Consider the following 271-nt stretch of genomic DNA (forward strand, 5'->3'; position numbering starts at 1 on the left):
CAGGATGTTGGTGTCGAAGAGGGCATTCACCATTCCGCGCGCAACGCCTGTTGATACGCGAGCCCGTCGAGCGCGCGCGTTTTCCAGAGACCGAACACGGTGCCGGCATGCGGCGGCCGAAGCCGTGCGGGACGAGCGTCGGCCGCAAGCCGGCGGCTCCGGCATGCGGTGACGTAACGGGTGTCGATGATCGCTTTTACCATTCTGAACGCAGTGCCTCCTGATAGGTGAGCCCGTCGACGGCGCGGTCCTTCCACAGGCCGAACACGAT

The 271-nt window shown here is 64.9% G+C and carries 1 protein-coding gene; it reads right to left on the minus strand.

Going from position 1 to position 271, the window contains the following annotated elements; translation table 11 throughout:
- Nucleotides 1-26: 26 nt before the first annotated feature.
- The gene (locus SB816_RS31825; RefSeq protein WP_014725102.1) at nt 27-203 is read right to left on the minus strand and encodes a hypothetical protein; all 177 of its coding nucleotides are present in this window, start codon (nt 201-203) and stop codon (nt 27-29) included.
- Between the last annotated feature and the right edge of the window lie 68 nt (nt 204-271).

This window comes from Achromobacter sp. SIMBA_011 (assembly GCF_046535435.1).
Classification (GTDB): domain Bacteria; phylum Pseudomonadota; class Gammaproteobacteria; order Burkholderiales; family Burkholderiaceae_B; genus Achromobacter; species Achromobacter dolens.